Source organism: Pedobacter sp. AC379 (assembly GCF_979258145.1).
This window is the reverse complement of the sequence record NZ_OZ409839.1, coordinates 4,188,229-4,211,513: the sequence shown is the minus strand read 5'-3', so window position 1 is coordinate 4,211,513 and position 23,285 is coordinate 4,188,229. Positions and strand designations below refer to the sequence as shown.

The following is a 23,285-nucleotide window of genomic DNA, read 5'->3' as shown; positions in this document are numbered from 1 at the left end:
TTACATCCAACTAGCAGTGTTTTATGTCTTATATATTCTTGCGGCCATTTTTTCTATAAACCCTTTTGGTAAAATCCTGTTGGCATACACACTAACGATATTGGTGAAACCTGGAATAATTTCTGATTTTTTAGCGAACATACCATTTAAGGCAATTTCGGCTACATCATCCGGTTTCATGTTAAATTTCTCGGCCATTTTACTAAAAGCATCCAAGCCTGCGCGGTGTGCAAAACCAGTATCAACAGGGCCAGGACTCAAACAACTAACCGAAACAGGTCCATCTTTAAGTTCAAATCTTAATGCCCTTGTAAAGGATAAAACATATGCTTTAGTTGCCGAATAAATGGCTAATGTTGGCACCGCCTGATAAGCTGCAGTGCTTGAAATATTAAGGATATAAGCTTCATGGTGTTGTGTAAGTGCAGGAAGAAATAAATGAGACATTGAGGTAACGGTATTCATATTTAACTGACACATTTCTAGCTGGCTGGCCAAACTAAGCTCGCCGAATTTGCCCCACAAACCATAACCGGCATTGTTAATCAAAATATCAACAGCATATCCTTTTTCCGTTACCCAGTTTGATACGAGCTGTGGTGAATCTGGTAGACTAAGGTCTGTTGGTAAAATATCTACCTGAACGCCATATTGCGCAATAATGTCTGTTTTGAGCGCATTTAATTCATCAGCTGAACGGGCAATAAGCAACAAATTTCTTTTTCTTTTGGCCAGGGCAATGGCCATCGCTTTGCCAATGCCTTTACTAGCTCCGGTTACCAGTGCATACTTAATTTCTGTTTTCAACATCCTTCTTAAATCAATATGGTTGATGCACAAATATCAAATAAATAAAATCTTATGCCTTATTTATTTTCAAATGTTGTGCAATTACTTTTGATCTTTTTTAACTTATTATTTTTAACCAGTCTAAATAATGTTAGCTTTGCCGAAAATTCCAACTTCATGAAGCACTTATACCTCCGATTTTTATCTATATCGCTTTTCACATTATTGTCGATTACCTTATTTGCACAAACACAACAGGGAGCAATTAGCGGTAAGGTGGTTGATTCGTTAGGAAACAACATTCCCTTTGCCAACGTACAGATCAAAAAGCAGAATTTAAAAACCACTTCAAACAAAGCAGGAGCTTTTAAATTAGCCGCTGTGCCTGCCGGATATCAGGAGGTTAGGGTTTCGATAACCGGATACGATCAGTTTGAGCAGCGTGTTATGGTTGTTGCAAATGATACCGCCCAGGTTACTTTTATTTTAAAAGAGCAGCATTCAGAACTGAACGATGTAATTGTTTCTGCAAGCAGGCGACCTGAATCTTTATCGCAAACACCATCATCAGTAACGGTGCTTACGGCAAAAGAACTTAACACTCAATCTACCATCAGTCCTAATTTAGCCAATATACTTTCTTACAGCGTACCGGGTTTGGGTTTTTCTACCAACCAAACAGGTAACTCTGGTCAAACTTTACGTGGCCGGAATGTTTTGGTATTGATTGATGGTATTCCACAATCTACACCTTTAAGGGCAGGAGGGAGAGATATCCGCAGTATTGATCCTTCGGTTATTGAGCGGGTTGAAGTAATTAAGGGCGCAACTGCCATTTATGGCAATGGTGCAGAAGGTGGTTTGATCAATTATATCACCAAGAAAGCAGATAACGGCAAATCATTTGGTGGATATACACAGGCCGGTATCACCGGAAACTTAAAAGGCGATAGCACTATAGGGTACCGTTTTTCTCAGCAATTATATGGCAAGGAGGGTAAATTTGATTACCTGGTAAGTGGTATGTTCGAAAAAACGGGCGTTTTCCGTGATGCAGATGGTTTGGTACTTTCACCTGAGTATGGTTTAGGCGAAACCAAATCATACAATGGTTTTGTAAAGCTGGGCTTTAATTTTACGCCAAAACAACGCTTACAGGTAATGTACAATTATTTTAGCTCGAGGCAGCATTCTAAATATGTTACCAAAGATGGTGTTTATGGTCAATCGCCTGCCATTGGTATTTACGGTACGCGTTTGGGCGAAGATGAAGGTACAAGGTTTAACCACAATGCCAATTTACAGTACACCAACCAGCAAATTTTTGGCAAAACCGATTTAACGGCCAATGTATATTATCAGGATTTTTATACCATTTATTCCAATTCTGCATCATTTTTTGGAAGCGGTCAATCGGCCATTACCTCCACTAAAAAGGGAGCAAGGGTAAACTTAAATACACCATTTAACATTACCCCACAGGTACCAATGCAGTTAAATTACGGTTTGGATTTAATGAACGATAAAACAGCTCAAAGTTTAACTGATGGCCGTTTATGGGTTCCCAACATGAATATGATAAACTTTGCACCTTATTTACAGGCTTCGGCAACTTTAATAAACGATTTAACAATTAAAGGTGGTTTAAGGGTAGAAAATATCAATATTGATGTAGATGATTTTAATACGCTTGCAACTGGTGCAAATGGCGCAGGAAGCATTGCTGTGCAAGGTGGTAAATTAAACTACAATGCTTTGGTATTTAATGCTGGTGCGCGTTATTCTAAATTCAAGTTTTTTAACCCTTTTATCAGTTATGCACAGTCGTTTTCGGTGTTTGAGCTGGGCAGGGTTTTAAGGGCTGCAAAAAGTAATACTTTATCTCAATTGGAAACCAAACCGATTATTGTAAACAATTACGAGGCTGGTTTTAGCAGTACAATAGGCAAATTAAATTTTAGTGCCGCATACTATTACAGTACTTCTAAATTGGGTGCAAACTTGTTGGAAGTTAACGGAACATACATTTCTCAACGGATACCTGAACGTGTTTATGGATTTGAAATTCAGGCAGATTACCAAATTTTACGCGATTTAAGCATTGGTGGTAATTACGCCCAGGTAGAGGGTAAAGGTGATGTAGATAATGATGGCAAATTTGATGGCGATAAAGATGTGTACCTGAATACCACAAGGATCCCACCATCTAAAACCACAGTATACCTTAAATATTCGGGCATTAAAAACTTAAGTGTGGATGTAAACTGGATGCGTGTAGGCAACCGCGACCGTTTTAAAACCAATGCTGCGGGTAAATACTTAATTGGAGAAGGACCGGTAAAGGCCTTTAACTTATTTAATGTTGCTGCGGTTTACCAGGTAACGCAACCTTTAAAACTATCTTTAGGGGTAGAAAACTTATTAAATAAAGTTTATTATCCTGCTATATCTCAATTTTATGGCAGCAATGTAAATTATGTACGCGGAAATGGCCGGAGGTTTAACCTTTCTGCCGGCTATGCTTTTTAAGCAATGAAAAACAAGAAATTTAAAAATGCCATCAGGAACATTCACCTTTGGCTTGGCCTCGTTACTGGCCTGGTGGTTGTTATTATTAGTATAACGGGAGCGCTTTACATCTTTGAAGAAGAAATCAGGGAAGCTACCCAAAAAGATTTCCGATATGTAAAAGCTCAGCCGAAACCTTTTATAGGCTTGGATAAAGTTATTTGGAGTTTCGATAAACTTTCGCCTAAAGATCCCCTAAGGTTGATCAGGATTGAGGATGCTTTGCCAAATGCTACGGTAGAGCTAACGAGTAAAAAGGGTAAGGTTTATTATTTTAATCCTTACAATGCCGCTTTGGTAAAAAAGGGAAGTGAAGATTGGCTGGAAACTGTTGAGCATATTCATACTTCGCTATTATTGGGTAAAACCGGGCAATTTATTATGCAGTGGTCGGTGGTTATTTTTGTGCTGATGCTGATAACGGGGCTCATACTTTGGTTCCCCGGGCAAATGCGTTTGCTAAAACAATCTTTAACCATTAAAAGGAAAGCCTCTTTTAAAAGGCTCAATTACGATTTGCATAATGTGCTGGGTTTTTATGCATCTGTAATACTATTGGTAACTGCTTTAAGTGGTTTATATTTTGCCTTTAAGGGTGTAAAAAATGCAGCAAGTTTTTTTACAGGCAGTAAATTAAGTCAGGGGAAGGCTATTGTTGCTGCCAAACCCCTACAAATTGATCCGATACCTGTACGGTACAATAAAATTTATACTGATGCTAAAGCCAAGTATCCAGGTGCGGTTTCTACCAGTTTTTCGCTGCGTGGTAAAGGTGAATTGCGGTTAAGAATGGTTTATCCTTATCGATGGGCACGAAACCAAAATACCTTTTTTTACGAAGAAGCTACGGGTGCTATGACTAGGGCCAAACTCTATAAGGATTTTAACGGTGCCGACTTGATAGAGGCTACCAATTATGATCTGCACACTGGCAGGCTCCTTGGATTGCCGAATAAAATACTTTCCTTTTTGGCTGCTTTAATTGCAGCTAGTTTACCCATTACAGGTTTTATCATCTGGTTAAAAAAGAGAAAGAAAACTAAAAAGAAGCCTGTTATAGTTGCTCAGCATAAGCTTTAAGCTGATTAAGCCCCGACTGGCAAAATTCCTGTTGCATTTTAAGATCAAGATTTGCAACGGGTTCAAAAATCTCGGTAAGTGTTACCAGGTTATTCCCTTCAAAAATGATCAGGCTTTTTCTATGATCATCCAATGTATAGGCAATGCGCTGATGTTCAATAATCTCAGTATAGGTGCCTCTGAATTCGAAATTTTCACTGCCATCTTTTTTGGCCATAACGTACAAAAAGCATCCGCCCAGGCTGAGGTTATTTTCAATGCTCTTGTTTACCCACTCGTAAGCAGGTGCATTCCATTTGGCAATGTGCTCTGGTTCATTCCATACTTTCCATACCAGATCGATTGGTTGGTTTATGGTAATGCTTGCTGTTAAGGTATCTCTGTTCATATTGAAAAAATATGTCCTAAATTACATGCTATCGTTTTAATTTTGATGGTCATTACAGACAAATAAGGGGTTGTTTGGGTAAACTTATTTAATTTTATTGCCTTGCTTTACCGCTTGGTTAAAATGATATTCCTTTTGGTTGTATGTTGAGTATTATTTTTATTGGTTTTCTTTCATTAAAGGCATCAATCTATATTTTAGCTGTGTAATGCTTCAATAAAGGTAATTTTAATCGGCTTTACGCCAAATGCCAATTTAGTTGGCAGTATAATTGTTGAGAAATGAAATCTTCTGCTTTCCCTGAGCATTGGATTTCCTTCAAAAAGATAGTCAGAAATGTCAGATAAAAGAAACTATGATGCAGAGTTCTGCGGAAATTTACCTATTCACCACATCAATTCTATCCAGGATTATGGATACCTCCTCGTATTGGATAATAAAACATTAAATCTTATTCAACTGAGTGAAAACCTAGTCGAAGTTACCAACCAGGTACCGGCACAAATGGTGAATAAGCATTTGTCATCATGGTTTAGCCAACAGGATGTAGATCAGATTGCGAAATTGATTAGGGGTGATGCCAAGGATAGGATTCCAATTACACTAAGCTCGGATATTGAAGGCAAACAACTGCGTTTTGACGGTTTGATTCACATAAAAAAAGATTTTACCTTATTGGAAATAGAAGCGGCTTCAACGGATGGACAAAAAAGTTTTTCGGATGTTTTTCAAGAAGTAAGGCAGTTTATATCGGCGATGGAAAGTGCAGCTACGCTTGAGGAAGTGTGTAGTGTTGCCATTAAGCAATTGCGTAAAGTTTCGGGCTTTGATGGCATAAGAATGTATCAGTTTGATGCTGCCTGGAACGGGACGGTAATTGCGGAGGAAATTTCTGGTGAGCTGGAAAGTTATCTTGGGCAAACTTTTCCAGCTTCTGATGTACCAAAGCAGGCGAGGGCCCTTTACCTTAAAAACCCCTTCAGGCTAATTTCCAACAGGGCATATAAAGCCTTTAGGTTATTCCCGGTTATCAACCCTATATCCAATGCATTTATCGATTTATCTGATTGCAACCTGCGTGGTGTGGCATCAGTGCATCTGGAGTATATGCAAAATATGAATGTTAGCGCGTCAATGTCTATCAGGGTGCTGCGTGATGGTAAACTTTGGGGCTTAATTTCCTGCCACCACATCGAACCAAAACATCCAAATGTGGATATGCGTTATATTTTTGAATGGCTTTCGGTAGAAATTTCCAACCGGATTACCGCTATCATAAACCAGGAAGATTATCAGGAATCGGCATTGAGACTTGAGAAAAGAACTTCAGTTACGGATCTTATTTATGCTAAAGATGATATTATTGAAGGTTTGCTGGAAGATGAAAACCTAAACATTCTTTCTTTGTTTAGTGCAGGTGGCGTTGTGGTAAAAATCGGTAACCGGATCGAATCGCGTGGCGATATACCCGATAAAAGTGAGGTTTATAACCTGATGCTCTGGCTTGAAGGAAAAGGAATTGAAAAAGTGTATTTCAGCGATCAGCTGAGCGGCCAATATGAAGAGGCAAAAGCTTACGAAAAACTGGGAAGCGGGATTCTCGTAATCCCTATTGATGGCAGAAATGGCGATTATATAATCTGTTTCAGGCCGGAGGTTATCCAGCAGATCAAGTGGGGCGGCGATCCTGAACAGGTAATTAATTTTGATAAAGATGGTAAAAACTATCATCCAAGAAATTCGTTTAACCTCTGGCTGCAAACTGTATATGGCCAATCATTACCATGGCATAATAATGAGCTGGAAATAGCAGAATCGTTGAGGAATTTTATATTTGAATTTAGAACAAAGCAACTTTATAATTAGCTTAATGGACAACAAGCAGGAAAAGGAAAAGCAAGAACTGGTATTAAATAAGCGTTACGACAAATATATTGTTGCCATTGGCGCATCGGCCGGGGGCTTGGAAGCTATTCACGAATTCTTTGATCACATGCCGGCAAATTCGAGTTTCTCGTTTGTCGTAATCCAACACCTTTCTTCAGATTATAAAAGTTTACTGGTTGAGCTTGTAGGTAAACACACCCATATGAAGGTGTTCGAAGCTGCAAATGATATGGCTATTCAACAGGATTGTGTGTATATCATTCCAAATAATAAACTAATGACTTTGGTTAAGGGTAGGCTCAGACTTGCAGAGAAATCGCAGATTAAAGCTCCTAATACCGCTATTGATCATTTTTTACATACCCTCGCAAAAGATAAAAAAGAGAAAGCCATTGCCATAATCCTTTCAGGTACAGGTACTGATGGCACAAAAGGCATACAAAGTATAAAAGAAAACGGAGGGATGGTTATCGTTCAGGATCCATCTTCTGCCAAATTTGATGGCATGCCTAATTCTGCCATCGCATCAGGCAATACCGATCATGTAATGATCCCTTCGCGGATGCAGGAAGAACTTTTTAGCTATGTAAATGAAGAGCCTGTTAAGGTGCTCGAAAACGGCAAAATTAATGAAGAACTGCTTGATGAGGTGTTTAAACTTGTGCATAACAGTAGCGGCAATGATTTTAACCTTTACAAAACCCCAACCATCATCAGGCGTATTGGCCGGAGAATGAATGAACGGGGCATAAAAAAGCTCGATCGTTATGTTGATTTTTTGCGCAGCAATGCTGAAGAAGTAAAAATTTTAGCTCAGGATTTTCTTATTGGTGTAACTAAATTTTTTAGAGATGACCAGGCTTTTGCGCAACTTAATGAATTTGCCATTCAGGATATCGTTAACCGTAAGGAAGATGGTGATGTAATTAAAATCTGGGTTTGTGCCTGTAGTACCGGGCAGGAAGCATATTCTATTGCTGCTCTTGTAAACGATTGCGTAGAGCGATCGGGTAAAAAGATTGATATTAAAATATTTGCTTCTGATATTGACGAGAAAAGCATCGAAATTGCTTCGAAAGGACAATACCCGATTTCGGTAAAGAAAGAGATACCGGCTAAACTTTTTAAAAAGTATTTTATACAGGAAGGAAAATTTGTTAGCGTAGTGGCCAGCTTGCGTAAACAGGTGGTTTTTGCCAAACATGACGTAATTAAATCGCCTCCTTTTATTAAAAATGACCTGGTTACCTGCAGAAATATGCTAATTTATGTAAATAGCATCCTTCAGGAAAAAATACTTTCGATTTTCCATTTCTCCCTCTTACCAAACGGATACCTTTTTCTTGGATCGAGTGAAACGGCTTCTTCTATGAAGGCCGGCTTAACAGAAGTTTCGAGTAAATCAAAAATTTATAAGAAAACCGGAAAAATCAACTATTCTACGTATAATACTTACAATACGGGTGCTAAAACTGCCCTGGGCCAGGAGCGTAAAAAAGGAAGTATTACCGAAGCAATTCAAAGTCCATTGGAAAAACGTTTGGCCGATTTTCTTTCATCAGATCTTGGTTATGTTGCGGTATTTATTGATAAAGGGTACATAATGCAGGATGCCGTTGGCGACTACCGCAAATATTTATCCTTGCCTGAGCAAAGTATCGAACTTAATATTTTAAAAATGGTACCGCGTGAGGTATCTATTGTAATCAATACGGGTTTAAGAAAAGTTTGGAAAGAAAACATTAAAATAGAGTTAAAAAAGATTCGCTTTAAGCAGGGTGCTGAAGATGTTTTTGTGGATATTTCCATAGTGCCTGCATCCACAGATCATACCAATGGTTTCACGATGGTTGTTTTTGCAGAGCATCTTTTAGAAATTGTTGCCGACAGGGATGAATCTGCCGTGCCTGGTTTCCATGATGCAACGCATTCTGAATATGTATTTGAGCTCGAAGCGGAACTGAACGAAACCCGCTCTAACCTACAGATGGCTGTAGAAGAGATGGAAACCACAAATGAGGAACTCCAATCGAGCAACGAAGAACTGCTTTCTGCCAATGAAGAACTGCAATCGAGCAATGAGGAACTGCAATCATTAAACGAAGAACTGCATACCTTAAATACTGAACACCAGTTAAAAATCAAAGAACTGATTGAGCTAAATGATGATTTGGACAATTATTTCAGGAGTACTGATATCGGACAGATTTTTCTGGATTCAGGCATGTTTATCCGCAAATTTAACCCTGCGGCAATAAGTATGGTAAACCTTATTGAGGCTGATATAGGCCGTTCGATAGAGCATATTTCGAATAACATTAAAGCTGAAAACCTTACCGGCGACATTAGAAAGGTGTTGCTGAACGGGCATGTGATTGAAAAGGAGGTGCAACTGAAAAACAATACACGCTGCCTGATGCGGGTGATGCCTTATTTAAGAAAAGATAAGCGGGCAGATGGTGTGGTGATTTCTTTTGTGGATATTTCTAAAATTACCGAGCTTAACAACATCATCAGCGGTGTTTTTAATGCAAGTTTGAATGGTATTTTAGCATTTAAAGCGGTTAGGGATGCCAAACATTTCATTATCGATTTTGAGTGCAGCACCTTCAACGATTCTGCTTTAACTATTTTAAAGAAAACAAAATCAGAGCTAACTGGTGCAAGGATAATGAAATTGATTCCTGAGCTTACGGTTAGTAATCTTTTTAACAAATATGTTGGAGTGGTAGAAAACGGTAAGGTGCTCGAAATAGAGCTTCAGTTTTCTAAAGAGCAATGGTGCCAGTTAATTGCCGTAAAAATGTCTGATGGTTTTGTAGCGACAATAACCGATATCAGTCAGCAAAAGTTGGCCGAACATAAGCTGAAAAAGAATTATAACGAACTTTTAGGTACGCGGGAAAACCTGCGCCAACTTAACACCGATCTCGAATTGAAGGTGAAGGAGCGTACAATGAAACTTTCAGAAAGTGAAGAACGTTTCAATCTTGTATCACATGCCACCAACGATACCATTTGGGATTGGAACCTGGCACATAATACCATGTGGCGCAGCGATAATTTTACTTTAATGTTTGGTTATCCGAAAGAGCTGCAAACGGAAAGTGTTGCATTTTGGTTTGATAAAATTCATCCGGAAGATAGGGAACGTGTTAAAAATAGTGTTTACGATGCTATAAACCACAACGAAACCCAGTGGACAGCCCAATACCGCCTTGAAAAAGCTGATGGAAGTTATGCTACATTGCTTGATCGTGGGAGTATTTTGCTCGATGATCTGCAAACGCCTTATCGTATGGTGGGCTCTATAGTAGATATTTCAAAACTGGTTGATACAGAGGTGAAATTGAATTCTACAGAACGTAAATTCAGGAAAATTTTCGAATCAAATGTGATTGGCATTTTGTTCAGCGATATTGAAACCGGAAGAATTGAAGATGCAAACGATATTTTCTTGAAGCTATTGGGTTATTCGCGGTCTGATTTCGAAGATGGAAATATCGATTGGAGGCAAATCACACCTGAATCTTTCTTACCGATTAGTAATATATCAGCTAAATTGTTAAAGGAAGAGGGCTTTTGTCCGCCGTTCGAAAAACAATACCTCACTAAATCAGGCACCCCTGTTGATGTTTTGGTTGGTTCGGCTTTATTGGATGAAGAAGTTGTGAATGGTGCAGTAACCTATGTAATCGATATCACGAAACAAAAACATACAGAGAAAAAACGGAGTGAACTGCAAAAGCTGATCAAAAAACAGCAAGATGAGTTTTACAGTATCTTTAAAAATGCTCCGGCATTAATTACCATCCGTAGGGGAAAGATCTTAAGTACGAATTTGTTAACGAAGCTTTTAAAACCTTTGATGGCGGTACCGATTATATCGGGAGATCAAGAATTGGAAGTGGTTCTAAATTCGAATCGCCTGAGTTGTTGGAAATAGAGAAAAACGTATTGGAAACCGGCGAAACTTATGTGGCTAACGCTTACCGGATTGAACAGGTAAACAATGCAACAGGTAATGTAGTAGAAAAATGGTTTGACATTATTTTAAACCCGGTTTTTTCTGATCATGGGGTAATTGACGGGATCGCTTTCTTTGGGTTTGAAGTAACCGATTTAATGAAAGCGCAACAGGCTACCAAAGAACTGATGCACCGTAAGGATGAGTTTATGAGTATTGCCAGTCATGAATTAAAAACACCGATTACGAGCATTAAAGGCTTTTTGCAGTTTGCTTTGCGAATGGCTGAACAACAGAAGTTTGAGAAAATTTATGAGTTTGTAGATAAAGCAAACCGCCAGATTGGAAAACTGACTGCCCTTGTTGAGGATTTATTGGATGTAACTAAAATACAGGCTGGTAAAATGACTTTCAATTTCTCTGATTTTAACATTGCGGGTGTTATTGAAGATGCTATTGATGGTTTACAGGAAAGTATGCATGGACATAACATTATTCAGGATATTACTGATGTTGAGGTGCATGCGGACCGAAACCGTATTGAGCAGGTGCTAAGCAATTTTATGTCTAACGCGATTAAATATTCGCCAGATGCTGATAAAATTATTGTGCAGGCCAAAACAGAAGGTAATTACCTGATGATTTCGGTACAGGATTTTGGAATTGGTATCCCTCAGGATAAATCGCAGTTTGTGTTCGATCGTTTTTTCCGTGTGGAAGCTTCTTCTTATAGTTTTTCTGGTCTTGGTTTAGGATTATATATTTCAGCAGAAATTGTAGAGCGCCATGGAGGTCAAATTGGGGTAAACAGTAAAGAAGGTGAGGGCTCTGTATTCTGGTTTAAGATTCCATTAAAAGATAAATAAGCGTGTATTTATTTTCAGACCAACGATGTATGATGATCTAGATGAAGCAAACAAAAAGTGCTTAATAAATGTAATTATAATTCCTCTAACACGGGAGTAATTAGAAAGGGGTAACTATGGATATGGTTACCCTTTTCTATTTTGACAACAGTTTATGTAAGCAGTTGTTTAGTTCATTTTGTTCAGTTATCAGTCTAGCTTACCCTCTCAGGTTGTATATAATTCTCAACTATTCATTAATAGTGGTGTTGTTTAGGTATGGACGACAGGGCAAATTTAATTTTAGGGATTATATTTTTATTGGCAGGTATATTTGTTTTCTATATTATTTTTAAGCCTGATCGAGAGAAGAGGAGGTGATGGTTTGGTATTGAAGGGTTTTATAGTATGACTTTTTTGGTAGTCATATCCGCGCATGCGGGAATCGTAATATGATGACCATGTTTTAAATATTTTTTTGCCCCTATTCCCAAGGCGATCGTCATGCTGATCCGATAGCTATCGGATTTATTTCAGCACTTTTTATGCTGTGTTTAAAACGTGAAGGGGACGTATAAATTCGTCATTGCGAGAAGGCTTTTTCAGCCGACGAAGCAATCTTTGTTGTAAATTTCTAACACGGCCGTCATTCTCGCGCATGCGGGAATCGTAATGCTTTCGCTATGTTTTCGCTCCGCTCGGGCTTGCCTCGGTTAGCCACCGAAGGGCTCTTACTTTTGGCTTGGCCCAAAAGTAACAAAAGTCCAAGGCTTGGAACTGATGTCGGATAAATTCGTTAAAGCTTTTTGGTCGTCAGCACAAGTTCCGCCGAAGGGGCGGAAAGTGTGTGCTGCCTCAAATTCAACGATGTAATTAAAGGTAATGATAAAGCTTTAACGCTTTCTCCTTCCATCATTTCCTATGCCGGAAGCAGGGAGCATATAGCGAGGTTCAAATAGCGAGGTGCAAATAGCATGATGCAGGAAATGCGTTAAATCCGTCATTGCGAGGCTGGGAGAGAGCGAGCTTAAGCAATCTTTGTTGTAATGTTTCTAACTGGATATTCCGACCCATACTACACCACCCATTCCGAGGCATAGTACACCAGTCATTCCGAGCCAAAGTACACCAGTTTTTGTTTGAGGTAATAAAATATTCCGAGGCAAAGTGCACCATTTTTGGTTCATTTCAGGATTATTTTTCTCTGCCATTCCGACACATACTGCACCACTATATTTAACCATATCACGCAATTGGGCATAGTTTAACCCGTCAATTATATAGGTTTGGTAAGCATCAAGCTTACCCCTTTAGATATGGCGAACAAACTGCTCAGCATGAATAAGATTAGACAGATACTCATTTTCCTGGATCAGGGTGTCTCCCAACGGAAAATAGAGAAAGAGGTACGGGTCAACAGGCGTACGATCGCGAGTTACCTGGAAAAGTTCAGATCGACGGGTTTGACCTTTGATGGCTTGCTAAAGCTCTCCGATAGGGATATCGATGAGATTCTTGGCCTTGTAAAGGAAGAGGTAATGGAGGATGCTGACCCCAGGCGGGTTCATTTTCTTGAACATCTGGAATATCACAATGAACAGCTCGCCTCCAAAGAAGGCGTAACCAGGTTATTGCTGTGGGAAGAGTATATTACCAATTATCCGGAAGGGTTTCAATATTCCAGATTCTGTGATCTGCTGCAGGAACATAACCGTGCCTCGAAGGCCGTTATGCATTTTGAGCATAAGCCAGCTGAGATGATGCAGGTAGATTTTGCCGGTGCGCCACTGCATTATCTGGATACTTCTACAGGAGAACTCGTTAGCTGTCCGGTTTTTCTTGCCATTCTTCCCTTTAGCGGTTACGGTTATGTGGAAGCGCTTGTGGATGCGAAGTTACCCCAGGTTGTATCAGCATTGAACAAAGCACTCATCTATATCGGTGGTGTGCCCAAAGGCGTAAAATCGGATAACATGAGGCAGTGGGTATCCAAAAGCTCAAAGTATGAACCTGTCTTTACCGAGATGCTGGAGCAATGGGCCAACCATAATAAGATTGCGCTTTTTGCTGCACGCCCGTACAAGCCAAAGGATAAACCAAGCATAGAGAACTTTGTGAGGATAGCTTATATGCGCATCTATGCGAAACTTAGGAACCAGACCTTCTACAGCCTTAAGGAATTGAATGAGGCAATCAGGATTAAGCTCAATGAACATCACCAGCTTAGTTTTCAACGCAAGAGTTTCAGCCGCTATGAGCTATTCCACAATAATGAGTCCGCACTTTTACAACCACTTCCCGAATCATCTTTCTTTATCCAGCACTATACCAAGGCAAAAGTTCAGAAGAACTATCATGTTGTTGTAGGTGAAGACTGGCACTATTACAGCGTTCCCTTCAGGTATATCGGCAAAGAGGTCAGGATATCATATTCTATGGACAGCGTTGAGATCTTCCATAATTGCACGCGGATTGCCATACACGTCCGGAGTTTCAGAAAACACCATTTTACCACGGTAAGGGAACATATGCCTGAAGCTCACCAATCTTTCTCAGATGAAAAGGGATGGGACCCTGAATATTATCTGAAACAGGCTGAAAAAGCGGGTCAGAACACTTATGACTTTATTCAAAAGCTGATGCAGAGCAATCCCGTCATCCATCAATCATATGCTGGCTGCGCTGGACTGATGCGGCTCTTGAAAGCCTACGGGGCGGCAAGAATGGAAGCTGCCTGCAAAAGAGCACTCACCGGGCACAGGTTTAAATACACTGTAATAAAAAACATCCTTGACAATAATATGGACATGGTCAAGGAAACAGAACAGAAAGAATATAAGACACCACTACACCAGAACGTGAGAGGAGCCGAAGCATACAAAACCAATTAATAAAGATCAATATGAATACACAGAACACAGCAGAGCAGATGAAAAGCCTAAGGCTCAGCGGAATGGCCAGGCGCTATGAGGCAACACTACAATTGCCAGTACACGAAATCCAAGACCCACATTCAATGCTCGCTATGCTTATCCAGGCAGAAATCGAGTACCGTGAGCATGCAAGAACAGAAAAATATCTCAGGTTCAGTAAGCTCAGGTATCATGCACTTCCCGAAGATATACTCTGTACCTCCGAGCGTGGCATTACCCGTGAACAGGTACTAAGACTATCGGACGGCACTTTTATTGAACGTGGTGAAAATGTGCTAATTACGGGCGCTACCGGGTGCGGCAAAAGTTTCCTCGCCTGTGCACTGGGACGCAGTTCCTGCCTACTTGGATTCCGTACACTATATTTCAGTATGAATAAGTTTCTGGATGCTCTTGCCCAGGCAAGGCTCGATGGAACTTACCTCCGATGGATTAAGGGGATATCCTCAAACAGGCTACTGATATTAGACGACTTCGGGCTTAAGCCCCTGAGCAATGATGCCAGGATTGCAATACTCGATATTCTGGAGGATAGATATGGCAACGGTGCGACAATAATAACCTCGCAGCTGCCAGTGGATAACTGGTATAACTTTATAGATGAACCCACACTTGCAGATGCAATTATGGACAGACTGTCAGCATCTGCTCACAGAATTGCACTTACGGGCAAATCCATGAGAAATAAAAAAAATCATTAAGTTTACAGAATATCGCTTTGTCCAAAAGTGATATGGTTTAAAGTTAGTGCTAAAGCCAGAACCAAACTGGTGCACTATGCCTCGGAATGTGGTGTACTTTGTTCGGAATAATCATCTAACACGGCCGTCATTCTCGCGCATGCGGGAATCGTAATGCTTTCGCTATGTTTTCGCTCCGCTTGGGCTTGCCTCGGTTAGCCACCGAAGGGCTCTTACTTTTGGCTTGGCCCAAAAGTAACAAAAGTCCAAGGCTTGGAACTGATGTCGGATAAATTCGTTAAAGCTTTTTGGTCGTCAGCACAAGTTCCGCCGAAGGGGGCGGAAAGTGTGTGCTGCCTCAATTCAGTGATGAAATAAAAGCTAACGATAAAGCTTTTAATGTTTTATCCTTCCATCATTTCCTATGCCGGATAGCATGGAGGAGATAGCATAATTCAAATAGCGAGGTTCAATAGCATGATGCAGGGAATGCGTTAAATTCGTCATTGCGAAGCTGGGAGAGAGCGAGCTGAAGCAATCTTTGTTGTAATGTTTCTAACACGGTCGTCATTCTCGCGCATGCGGGAATCGTAATGCTTTCGCTCCGCTCGGGCTTGCCTCGGTTGGCCACCGAAGAGCTTTTACTTTTGGCTTGGCCCAAAAGTAACAAACCTGAGCGCAGCGAAAGCATGACTACCTATAAAAACAACAAACACCAAGGCATAAACCCAAGGCTTGGAACTGATGTCGGATAAATTCGTTAAAGCTTTTTGGTCGTCAGCACAAGTCCCGCCGAAGGGAGCGGAAAGTGTGTGCTGCCTCAATTCAACGATAGAAGGAAAGGTAATGATAAAGCTTTAACGTTTTCTCCTTCCATCATTTCCTATGCCGGATAGCAGGGAGCAGGGAGGAGATAGCGAGGTTCAAATGGCGAAGCGCAGATTCGGGCATCCGTAAATTGATTCTTTTCAAACTATTAGAGAACGCATTCATCCGTCATCTCGACCGTAGTGGAGAGATCTTTGGATTTACTATCTATATAAATTCGTCATTGCGAGGCAGGGAGAGAGCGAGCCGAAGCAATCTTTGTTGTAATGTTTCTAACACGGTCGTCATTCTCGCGCATGCGGGAATCGTAATGCGGTCGCTATTTTGGCCACTTTGCTATATTTTCGCTCCGCTCGGGCTTGCCTCGGCTCACCGCCGCCGAGGGGGCTCTTACTTTTGGCTTGGCCCAAAAGTAACAAACCTGAGCGCAGCGAAAGCATGACTACCTATAAAAATAACAACTACCAATACATAAACCCAAGGCTTGGAACTGATGTCTGATAAATTCGTTAAAGCTTTTTGGTCGTCAGCACAAGTTCCGCCGAAGGGGGCGGAAAGTGTGTGCTGCCTCAATGCAACTATGGAAGGAAAGGTATTGATAAAGCTTTAACGTTTTCTCCTTCCATCATTTCCTATGCCGGATAGCAGGGAGCATATAGCGAGGTTCAAATGGCGAAGCGCAGATTCAGGCATCCGTAAGTTGATTCTTTTCAAACTATGAGGGGACGCATTCATCCGTCATCTCGACCGTAGTGGAGAGATCTTTGGATTAGCTATCACCAAGTTTCTACAACGGCCGCAGTAGCTAGTTCTATACTCGCAGTAGATAGTTCTGAAGTCGCAGTAGATAGTTCTGAAGTCGCAGTAGATAGTTCTGAAGTCGCAGTAGGTAGTTCTGAAGTCGCAGTAGGTAGTTCTGAAGTCGCAGTAGATAGTTCTGAAGTCGCAGTTGATAGTTCTGAAGTCGCAGTAGATAGTTCTGAAGTCGCAGTAGATAGTTCTGAAGTCGCAGTAGATAGTTCTGAAGTCGCAGTAGATAGTTCTGAAGTCGCAGTAGGTAGTTCTGAAGTCGCAGTAGATAGTTCTGAAGTCGCAGTAGGTAGTTCTGAAGTCGCAGTAGATAGTTCTGAAGTCGCAGTTGATAGTTCTGAAGTCGCAGTAGATAGTTCTGAAGTCGCAGTAGGTAGTTCGGGTCTGTTCAATAAACTGTGTCAAAAAGAAAATTAATAGTTTTATACTTGCAGTCCCTTCCAATTTACCTCTTTCACCATTTTTTGTAACTTGTGTAAAAATACTACAATGGAAAAACCACTCATCAGTATCACTTATTGCCCTAAATGCGGGTGGATGTTACGTTCGGCATATATGGCACAGGAAATTTTAACCACTTTTGTTGATGAGGTAAAGGGAGTGGTTTTAATGCCAAGCGAAACATCTGGTGTTTTTACTGTATTGGTTGGCGAAAAGCTCATCTTCGATAGGAAAGAAATGCAGCGATTCCCCGAAATTAAAGAGCTGAAACAGCTTATCCGCGATGAGGTAAATCCTTCAAAGCATCTCGGTCATTCGGATATTAAATAGCCCATGTTTAATGCATCAGCTTATTCAGCACCACTTTATAATCATTTACTTTATTAAGCGATCCTGATTATAAACTTAAGAAATACCGTCTCAAATACTCCTTGTAGGAGAAATTTCATGGTTTTTACTATTAAATCCTAAATAAACGTCCATGTAACAGTTTTAGGAAAATATGTATATTCGTTTCATACCAAGTATATGCCAGTACTGTTCTCCTATGTTTAACCTAAAAAAGATTTCCGTATGTTTTATGCTTATCGCATGGATGTATGGAGGTATGTGTTTTGCCCAGCCTTCAACTATTCCGATTAAATATCTGGGGGTAGAAAACGGACTGTCTAATAACGTGGTAAACTCCTTATACCTTGATCGTTTTGGCTTTATGTGGATGGGTACCTACGATGGCTTGAACCGTTACGATGGTTACCATTTTAAAGTTTTCAGAAATGGTTGGGGCGACGAGCATTCTTTGGTAAACAACCACATTACGGTACTTAACGGCGATGCGGAAAACCGGGTATGGGTAGGTACACAAAAGGGAATTTCATACTATGATTATGCCGATTCTAAATTTCATCAGCTTATTTATGAAGAAAAAGGGAAAAAAAACGAGGTAAGTTATGCCATCACTTCTATTGCGGTTAGTAAGGCTACAGTGGTTTACGTTGCTACGGATGAAAAGGGATTGTTTATGCTTAAAAAAGACAGTGAAATTGCTCAGCGCATTCCTTTCGGAAAAAACAGCGACTTCTCTGTTAAAGCCTTGTATGTTGATGAAGCGCAAACGCTTTGGCTTTTTATTAAAGATGTAGGCTTGTGCCGGTTCGATCCTGGCAAAAATACCCTCCGTTTGGTAAATGCGGCACTGCGTTCGGTAACCAGTATTACAAAAGGCGATAAGCAAAATATATGGGTTGGAACGGAGCGCGGCCTTTATCAATTTGAAACCGTTAATGGAACTTTAACCCGCTTTAACCAGCATCTTGGCAATGAGAACATCATGAACCTTTTGGTTGATAAACAACAAAAGTTATGGATTTCTACAGACGGGGGTGGAATTACGGTTTATGATACAAAAACCCATAAAATCAATTATTTATCGGCCGGTAAAGAAAAAAGTTTATTAAGCAGCAACTCCATTGCGCAGGTATATGAAGACCGTGAATCGAGAAAATGGATTGCTACTTTACGCGGTGGGGTAAACATCATTGATCAGGAAAGCGAGCAGTTTAGTACTATCAAACATGATCCTTTAAAAAGCAATTCGCTCATTAACAATTTCGTACTTTCATTCAGTGAGGATGAATACAATAACATTTGGATAGGCACTGATGGCGGCGGTTTAAGTGTTTGGAACAAGAAGCTGAATACCTTTACCAATTATGCAAAAAACAGCGATCCCAATTCTTTAACAAGTAATTTTGTAACGAGTATTTTAAGCGATTCGGATCGGAATACCTGGGTGGCTACCTTTAGCGGCGGGATAGACCGTTTTGATAAAACCACCAAAAAATTTGTTCATTACAACTGTTACAATACTTTTAAGGGGGTTGATGATATCAACATCTGGAAACTTTATCAGGATAAACAGCAAAACATCTGGGCAGGTACTACCAAAGGTGGCGCACTGTACCGATACAATAAAAGCACTGATAAATTCGAGCTTTTTGATCATCAGCTAAAAGATATACATACATTATTCCAGGATGCCAAAGGCAGGCTTTGGGCTGGTAACTATACACAACTGATTAAAATTGATCCTGTAAATAGGAAGCACGAGTATACCAAGATCAATTTTGCAATCCGGGCCATTCAGGAAGATTTTAACCACCAGATCTGGATCGGAACTGAGGGTGGTGGCTTATTGCTTTTCAACCCTGAAAACAAAAAAATAAAACGCTATATCCAAAGCGACGGACTACCGAGCAATTCGGTGCTTAATATTCTGCAGGATGGGGCTGGTAATTTATGGTGCAGTACCTATAATGGGCTATCTAAATTTGATGTAAAACACCATACCTTTAAAAATTATTATGCTACCGATGGTTTGCAAAGCAACCAGTTTAATTATAATGCAGCTTTAAAGCTTGCCAATGGCAACTTTTTGTTTGGTGGCATTGGCGGTTTCAACCTCTTCTCGCCAGATCACATTAAAAAGAATAAACGCACACCCAAAATGGTGCTTACCGATTTTAGGATCAACAATATTCCCCTCGATCAGGATTCTGGATACAAAAACATATCGGTGGTAAACTTAGCGAAGATAGAGATACCTTACAGTGCCGCAGTAATTTCTGTGGATTATGCGGCGATCGAATTTTCGTTTCAGGAGCAGATTTCTTATGCCTACTACCTGGAAGGATGGGATAGGGATTGGAATTATGTAAATAAATTGAGTACGGCCTATTACTCCAGGTTAAATGAAGGGCAGTATAAATTGCACATTAAAAGTACCGATACGGAAGGGGCCTGGAGCGATAACGAAAAGGTGGTAATCATCAAAATTTTACCGCCATGGTACCGCACCTGGTGGGCTTATACCTTCTACGTTATTTTGGGTTCTTCTTTGTTTTACCTTTTTCAAACTTACCGCAACCGCCAGCGGAGATTAAAACATGAGGTAGAAATAACCAACCTTAAAATGGAGCGGGAGAAGGATTTAAACGAGAAAAAGCTGAATTTTTTTACCAATATTTCTCATGAACTCCGAACTCCCTTAACCTTAATTGTGAACCCGATTAAAGATATTATTACTAAAAAGGATGCCGGGCCGGAGAAAAATGATTTGAATGTGGTTTACCGCAACTCCAGGCGTTTACTCAGTTTGGTAGATCAGTTATTGCTTTTTAGAAAAACGGAAAGCGAAAACGATGTGTTAAAAATTGTACGGATTAACCTCTACAAGTTTACCCACGAAATTTTTCTCTGTTTTAATTACCTGGCCAAGCAAAACCACATCGATTATACTTTTGAATGTGATGAATTGGAGCTTGATATTTTTGCCGATAAGGATAAACTTGAAATTGTATTTTTCAATCTGCTTTCTAATGCATTGAAATTTACACCAAAAGGCGGTTTTGTAAAGTTTAGTGTTAAAACGGTGGGCATGCGCGTGCAGGTTGAGGTAAGCGATAGCGGGCCGGGCATTCCTGTACATGTTGGAGAAAAGTTATTCGATAAGTTTTATAAGGTAATGTCTAACGAATCGTTAAAAATGGGTTTTGGAATTGGTTTATACCTGGCCAAAAACTTTGTGGAGCTGCATAAGGGAAAAATATCGTTCCGCTCCAACCAGGGCAAAGGAACCATATTTTTGATTGATATTCCGGTGGGTGAGCCTAACCTGCAACAGGGGGTAGTTTTTCAAAACGAATTAACCTACGTAAACGAATTGATTGCCCAGGAGGAGGAGGCCGAAAGTAGCGACAGTGAAAATGTAGGCAATCTGGAACTGTTGATTTCTGATCTGCATTCGATTTTAATTATTGATGATAACCCTGAGATTATCGATTACATTAAACATATCTTTCAGGATAACTTTAAAATATACCGTGCCGCAAATGGTACCGAAGGATTAAAACTTTGCAAAGAATATTTACCTGATATTGTAATTTCTGATGTAAACATGGATGGATTAAATGGTATAGAACTCTGCAAAGCAATTAAAGAAGATTCGGCTTTAAGCCACATCCCGGTAATATTGTTAACAGGAGACCCTAGTCCTGAAGTAAAACTCCGCGGAATTGAAGTGGGTGCTTATGATTTTATTACCAAACCTTTCGATAAAGATTTGTTTACGGCAAAAATTAACAGCATTATTAAAAACAGAACCAATCTTCAATCTTATTTTTATAATGAAATTACTTTAAAATCCGATGCCCATAAGGTTTCTCAGGAGGATAAAGGTTTCCTTCAAAAATGCATCACTTTGATTGAGGAAAACCTGATGGAAGATAGTTTTAATGTTAAAATATTAGCATCTGAACTTGGTATGAGCCATTCTAACCTTTACAAAAGAGTTAAGGCAACCTCAGGCCAGTCTATTAACGGTTTTATCCGTTTTATCAGGTTAAGAAAGGCTGCCGAATTGCTGATCAATACCAACCTGAACATTAATGAGGCTGCCTTTAGGGTAGGTATTAACGACAGTAAATATTTTAGGGAGCAGTTTCAAAAACTGTTTAAACTTACCCCATCTGAGTTTATTAAAAAGCACCGCAAAAGTTTTCATAAATATTATAATATTAATGCTACCACATAAAAGTTACGCTATTTTAGGCTATAAAGGGCACTTATGCTAATACGCCCCCTGCAAAGTATGATTTAACCCCCTGTAAAAAATTTAAAAATTTCGGTACTTCGGCATTACCAAATGTAAAAAACCGAGCATCCCCAAACCATATAATGTATCCATCCCTCACCAAAAGTGTATTTTTAATTTGCGTTTTTATAGGCATAAACTTCATCAGTGTTGCGCAAAATGCACAACTCAGTACCATTGCCGGTAACGGGTGGGCCAACAACTCGGTTAATACCGTTATATTCCGTAAAAATGCTTTGGTCACTTTTAAAGGTTTTCAATATGCTGCTTACTACGATAGCGCACAACATGTTGTTTTGGCGAAACGGAAAAGTGGCACTGCCAATTGGATTACGCAAACCACACTTTATAAAGGCGATGCTACTGATGCGCATAAATCAATCAGTATTATGGTTGATGGTGATGGTTTTTTACATATTGCCTGGGGCCAGCACAACAACAATCTAAATTACGCCAAATCGGTTTCTGCGGGCTCGCTCACTTTAGGCAATAAACAACCGATGCTTTCGGTTAAAGAAAATAAAGTGAGTTACCCTGAGTTTTACAAACTGGCCAATGGCGATTTGTTGTTCTTTTACCGTGATGGCGGATCGGGCAATGGAAACCTGATGATTAACCGGTATAGTTTGCAAACCAAAAAGTGGACGAGGGTACAGGATGGGATGATTAACGGAGAAGGGGAGCGCAATGCATACTGGCAGGTTGCTGTAGATGTGGTTGGTACAATCCATTTATCGTGGGTTTGGCGCGAAAGTCCTGATGTGGCGAGCAACCATGATTTGTGTTATGCAAAATCTACCGATGGTGGCTTAACATGGTTAAAATCTACTGGCGAAAAGTATGCTATGCCCATTACAGCAGCCAATGCAGAATATGCACTTAAAATTCCGCAAAAAAGCGAACTCATTAACCAAACATCAATGTTTGCTGATGCAAAAGGCAATGTATTTATTGCTGGTTACTGGCATGATGTGAATGAAAGCGTACCACAATATCACCTGGTTTTTAAAACCGGAGACGATTGGAAGGTGAGCAACCTCAAATTTAGAAAAACAGCATTCAGTTTAAGTGGTACGGGTACTAAAAAGATTCCGATTTCGAGGCCACAGATTGTAGTTTGGTCAAAAGGGAAACAATATGCTGCGGGTTTACTTTTTAGGGATGCTGAGCGCGGCAACAAAGTTTCTGTTGCTATAAATGAAGCACTTGGATCAGATAATTGGAGCATTAAAGACCTTTCTCAAACAAGCATGGGTGAATGGGAACCCACATACGATACCGAATTATGGAAAAGTAAAAAGATACTGAGCCTGTTTCTGCAAAATGTTACCCAGGTTGATGGTGAAGGAAAAGCCGATCAGGCACCAACAAATGTGCAGGTATTGGATTGGAAACCTAATTATAAATAGCAAAATAGC

13 protein-coding genes are annotated in these 23,285 nt (G+C 40.0%); 10 read left to right on the top strand and 3 right to left on the bottom strand.

Features of this window, described 5'->3' with window-relative positions:
* Positions 1–21 precede the first annotated feature (21 nt).
* Positions 22–810, bottom strand: coding sequence for an SDR family NAD(P)-dependent oxidoreductase (locus ACZZZW_RS18315; RefSeq protein WP_463495562.1), 789 nt, complete (start codon positions 808–810; stop codon positions 22–24).
* 156 nt (positions 811–966) lie between these two features.
* Between ACZZZW_RS18315 and ACZZZW_RS18310 the strand changes: the two genes are divergently transcribed.
* Entirely contained in the window at positions 967–3,318 is a 2,352-nt protein-coding gene (locus tag ACZZZW_RS18310; protein ID WP_055910823.1) for a TonB-dependent receptor, read from the top strand.
* A 3-nt stretch (positions 3,319–3,321) separates the two neighbouring features.
* Positions 3,322–4,437, top strand: coding sequence for a PepSY-associated TM helix domain-containing protein (locus tag ACZZZW_RS18305; RefSeq protein ID WP_463495559.1), 1,116 nt, complete (start codon positions 3,322–3,324; stop codon positions 4,435–4,437).
* On the opposite strand, the gene ACZZZW_RS18300 is transcribed toward ACZZZW_RS18305, so the two are convergent.
* The gene (locus tag ACZZZW_RS18300; RefSeq protein WP_055910778.1) at positions 4,412–4,825 is read right to left on the bottom strand and encodes an SRPBCC domain-containing protein; all 414 of its coding nucleotides are present in this window, start codon (positions 4,823–4,825) and stop codon (positions 4,412–4,414) included. The two genes, ACZZZW_RS18305 and ACZZZW_RS18300, sit on opposite strands and share 26 nt — an antisense overlap.
* Before the next feature lie 336 nt (positions 4,826–5,161).
* Here ACZZZW_RS18300 and ACZZZW_RS18295 point away from each other — a divergent pair, with 336 nt between their 5' ends.
* From ACZZZW_RS18295 to istB, 5 genes are all read left to right on the top strand, one after another.
* The gene (locus ACZZZW_RS18295) at positions 5,162–6,691 is read left to right on the top strand and encodes a GAF domain-containing protein (protein ID WP_055910776.1); all 1,530 of its coding nucleotides are present in this window, start codon (positions 5,162–5,164) and stop codon (positions 6,689–6,691) included.
* A gap of 4 nt (positions 6,692–6,695) precedes the next feature.
* Complete coding sequence (locus ACZZZW_RS18290; RefSeq protein ID WP_463495556.1) at positions 6,696–10,658, top strand: chemotaxis protein CheB; 3,963 nt, start codon at positions 6,696–6,698, stop codon at positions 10,656–10,658.
* The gene (locus ACZZZW_RS18285; RefSeq protein ID WP_463495554.1) at positions 10,649–11,545 is read left to right on the top strand and encodes a sensor histidine kinase; all 897 of its coding nucleotides are present in this window, start codon (positions 10,649–10,651) and stop codon (positions 11,543–11,545) included. Before ACZZZW_RS18290 ends, ACZZZW_RS18285 begins: the two co-directional genes overlap by 10 nt.
* 1,295 nt (positions 11,546–12,840) lie before the next feature.
* A complete protein-coding gene (istA, locus tag ACZZZW_RS18280; RefSeq protein ID WP_463495552.1) occupies positions 12,841–14,415 on the top strand; it encodes an IS21 family transposase in 1,575 nt (524 codons plus the stop codon).
* Positions 14,416–14,426: 11 nt separating this feature from the next.
* The gene (gene istB, locus ACZZZW_RS18275) at positions 14,427–15,158 is read left to right on the top strand and encodes an IS21-like element helper ATPase IstB (protein WP_463495550.1); all 732 of its coding nucleotides are present in this window, start codon (positions 14,427–14,429) and stop codon (positions 15,156–15,158) included.
* A gap of 1,583 nt (positions 15,159–16,741) precedes the next feature.
* Here istB and ACZZZW_RS18270 read toward each other — a convergent pair.
* Positions 16,742–17,167, bottom strand: coding sequence for a hypothetical protein (locus ACZZZW_RS18270; RefSeq protein WP_463495548.1), 426 nt, complete (start codon positions 17,165–17,167; stop codon positions 16,742–16,744).
* 97 nt (positions 17,168–17,264) lie between these two features.
* Here ACZZZW_RS18270 and ACZZZW_RS18265 point away from each other — a divergent pair, with 97 nt between their 5' ends.
* From ACZZZW_RS18265 to ACZZZW_RS18255, 3 genes are all read left to right on the top strand, one after another.
* On the top strand, positions 17,265–17,546 hold the full coding sequence (locus ACZZZW_RS18265) for an Rdx family protein (protein WP_463495546.1): 282 nt from the start codon (positions 17,265–17,267) through the stop codon (positions 17,544–17,546).
* A gap of 250 nt (positions 17,547–17,796) precedes the next feature.
* Positions 17,797–21,807, top strand: a complete 4,011-nt coding sequence (locus ACZZZW_RS18260) for a two-component regulator propeller domain-containing protein (RefSeq protein WP_463495544.1) — start codon at positions 17,797–17,799, stop codon at positions 21,805–21,807.
* Between the two features lie 143 nt (positions 21,808–21,950).
* On the top strand, positions 21,951–23,276 hold the full coding sequence (locus tag ACZZZW_RS18255; RefSeq protein WP_463495542.1) for a BNR repeat-containing protein: 1,326 nt from the start codon (positions 21,951–21,953) through the stop codon (positions 23,274–23,276).
* Positions 23,277–23,285 lie beyond the last annotated feature (9 nt).

Bases quoted from the DNA above. Each gene is read 5' to 3' on its own strand.
- ACZZZW_RS18265 (WP_463495546.1), top strand. From the start codon at position 17,265: ATGGAAAAACCACTCATCAGTATCACTTATTGCCCTAAATGCGGGTGG.
- ACZZZW_RS18310 (WP_055910823.1), top strand. From the start codon at position 967: ATGAAGCACTTATACCTCCGATTTTTATCTATATCGCTTTTCACATTA.
- istB (WP_463495550.1), top strand. From the start codon at position 14,427: ATGAATACACAGAACACAGCAGAGCAGATGAAAAGCCTAAGGCTCAGC.
- ACZZZW_RS18300 (WP_055910778.1), bottom strand. From the start codon at position 4,825: ATGAACAGAGATACCTTAACAGCAAGCATTACCATAAACCAACCAATC.
- ACZZZW_RS18305 (WP_463495559.1), top strand. From the start codon at position 3,322: ATGAAAAACAAGAAATTTAAAAATGCCATCAGGAACATTCACCTTTGG.
- ACZZZW_RS18295 (WP_055910776.1), top strand. From the start codon at position 5,162: ATGTCAGATAAAAGAAACTATGATGCAGAGTTCTGCGGAAATTTACCT.
- ACZZZW_RS18290 (WP_463495556.1), top strand. From the start codon at position 6,696: ATGGACAACAAGCAGGAAAAGGAAAAGCAAGAACTGGTATTAAATAAG.
- ACZZZW_RS18315 (WP_463495562.1), bottom strand. From the start codon at position 810: ATGTTGAAAACAGAAATTAAGTATGCACTGGTAACCGGAGCTAGTAAA.
- ACZZZW_RS18255 (WP_463495542.1), top strand. From the start codon at position 21,951: ATGTATCCATCCCTCACCAAAAGTGTATTTTTAATTTGCGTTTTTATA.
- ACZZZW_RS18260 (WP_463495544.1), top strand. From the start codon at position 17,797: ATGCTTATCGCATGGATGTATGGAGGTATGTGTTTTGCCCAGCCTTCA.
- istA (WP_463495552.1), top strand. From the start codon at position 12,841: ATGGCGAACAAACTGCTCAGCATGAATAAGATTAGACAGATACTCATT.